Here is a 2,388-nt window from a genome sequence, read left to right on the forward strand (position 1 = left end):
GCTGTAAGCTTTACGGAACCCCCAGCCTAGCTGGGGGTTTTCTCTATACAACAAAAATGCCCGCAAGTTGCGGGCATTTTTTATAGACGCACTCTCTAAACAAGGAGTGGGGTTACCTAAGCACAGAACGACCAGCGTCTCTTATAGCCAAAGGAAAGCAGAAAGAAAAACGCCTACTCACAACGAGTAGGCGTTAACACAATAAATGTGTTTAGGCAGTAGAAACTGGCCTATTTATTAGAAGTAGTAACGAGCACCTAGAGTCCAGTAGTCGTTCTCTTCATTGTTGTAGTCGTTACCTAGGTCAAACTGGTAACCAGCGAAAGTAACGAATGCAGGAGTTACTGCGTACTCTGCTTGTAGCGCAGTTTCGCTTGAAACTGTCTTGTTGTCTTTGTCGTCTTCTACACCTTCGTAGTTAACGCTGAACGTCCAATTGTTGACTCCGTACGCTAGTAGGCCCTCAATCTGAGTAGTTTCTTCACGCATCTCGTAGAAGTATTCGTTCATGCCGTATACAACAGCTGCGTACAGACCAGAGCCATACTCACCGTAATTTACAGAAACAAGGTGTGATTCAGCAGTTTTAGTACCTAGACCAGAATTCTCAACATCACCGCCGCTGTATACGTAGCCTAGACCAAAGCCCGCAACAGAGCCGCTCAGTGCGATTTGACCACGTTGGTCATACTTGCTGCCTTTAGAAACGTATTCTGGAAGACCTGTGTTAGGGTTTTGTTGTAATGATAGGCCTCTATCATCATTTTCACCTTGCCAACCAAGACCTAGGTTGAAAGCAAAACCTTCGCCAAACTCAAAGCTTTTACGGTAGCTGATCATTTTTTCAGCACGACCAGTACCTAGATTGTTGTGATTGTCGTACAAAAAGTCGTTCGCGAACGCGATTGGTAGATCCGCAACGCCAGCGACATCGTAGTACGGAGACCACTGTGTACCTCCCACTAAACGGCCAAACTGCTGGTGGGTCGCGCCGATGTAGCCCAAACGAGTTGAAAACGACTGGCTACCACCATTTAGGTAGTTAAGTGCCCATTCGCCTTTAGCGTCGATAGTGATACCGTTGCCAATGTCTTTCTTGCCCGCAACATTGATACGTGGAGACACTTGGTGAACTTTTACTTCTTCTTCGAAATACTCACCCACGCCAACTGAAACGTGACCGCCGATCGATAAAGATGTACCATCGCTGTTGTAAACTTCTGCTGCGAAGGCCTGTGAACCACATGCTAGTGCCGCCACTGCAACGGCTAGAGTTTTCATTTTCATTGTTAACATCCGTATAGTTGTTTGTACCGGTTCGCTTAGAAACAGATTAAATCCGAATCAATCGCAACGAACACATAACAAAGTAGTAATGAAATAGAAATGAAACAAACACTTTCTTATGCAACCAGTGGTATCAATGCTCACATTTTGAACTTAGTCACAAAAAAATAGGGAACTTTTCATTCCCCATCATAAAATATGTGGCTTTTTACGTGTCACATCTCCCAACGTGCGAGTGGCTTCTCAGTTTTGATACCCTTACTGCCCCAGCGGTCAATAACATCAATTTGCAGTATGCGGCTCGGTTTAATAAGCGATGTCAAGGTTTTCGACGGTCGTTTATCCGTCACCAACCATAGCGTTTTATCTTGTTCAAACTGAGCTTTTAAAGATAATTTGTCTTCTTCTGTCCACTCGAGTTCCGGCTTAAATTCGCGCCCAACCACAAACAATTGGTTGCCAGAGGCAAAGTCCTCTAATGACTCACTCATCAGTACCACTGAATCGATGCCTTTATCGAAGATCTCTGCCTGTTGTTGGTTGATCAGTTCACGCACATTGAGCATAAGAGCCTGTTGATTCGTTTGAATCGCCTTTTGGTGTTCAGGATATACACGTTGTAGATCCTCTCCAACAATACCCGCCATTCGGATTAAGTTTGTAGGGTTCAGCCATGCGTACTTCGATGTTGACCCGTTTTCCAATGTAAGTACTGCAACTCCTTGGGCTCTAGGAGAAATGGCCTGCGATGCATCGATTTCAATCAAGTGAATGTTGCCCTGTCGAGCGTAAACATAAGTCGGGTCTTGTTTCCAAATCGCACCAAGAGTAATAGCAACCGTCGCGGCTTGACCCGCTTGCTTAACTTGCTCTGTACCTTTATTTGCGAACCAGTTCTCAAGGCGCTCAACGCCGTAACGCTTTGGAGGCAGATACTGAGTCTCTATCCCTGTACCTTTCATGAGTTGCTCAGACAACATGTACGTCACGGGAGTGCTGGTTAAAATGTCTTTGGCGCTTGCCAACGATGGAAGTGTTGTCGCTATAACCAAACCAAAAGTTATCGCTAATTTTTTTATCTTCATGTTCATTACTTTATAA

The 2,388-nt window shown here is 44.9% G+C and carries 2 protein-coding genes; both read right to left on the reverse strand.

The window, feature by feature from the left end; all coding sequences use genetic code 11:
• Positions 1 to 237: 237 nt before the first annotated feature.
• A complete protein-coding gene (locus tag CAG69_RS07440) occupies positions 238 to 1,287 on the reverse strand; it encodes a porin (RefSeq protein ID WP_005374238.1) in 1,050 nt (349 codons plus the stop codon).
• 215 nt (positions 1,288 to 1,502) lie between these two features.
• A complete protein-coding gene (locus CAG69_RS07445; RefSeq protein WP_124007443.1) occupies positions 1,503 to 2,372 on the reverse strand; it encodes a metal ABC transporter solute-binding protein, Zn/Mn family in 870 nt (289 codons plus the stop codon).
• Positions 2,373 to 2,388 lie beyond the last annotated feature (16 nt).

This window comes from Vibrio sp. V43_P6S15P86, assembly GCF_009904725.1.
Taxonomy (GTDB): Bacteria; Pseudomonadota; Gammaproteobacteria; order Enterobacterales; family Vibrionaceae; genus Vibrio; species Vibrio diabolicus.

Bases quoted from the DNA above. Each gene is read 5' to 3' on its own strand.
- CAG69_RS07445 (WP_124007443.1), bottom strand. From the start codon at position 2,372: ATGAAGATAAAAAAATTAGCGATAACTTTTGGTTTGGTTATAGCGACA.
- CAG69_RS07440 (WP_005374238.1), bottom strand. From the start codon at position 1,287: ATGAAAATGAAAACTCTAGCCGTTGCAGTGGCGGCACTAGCATGTGGT.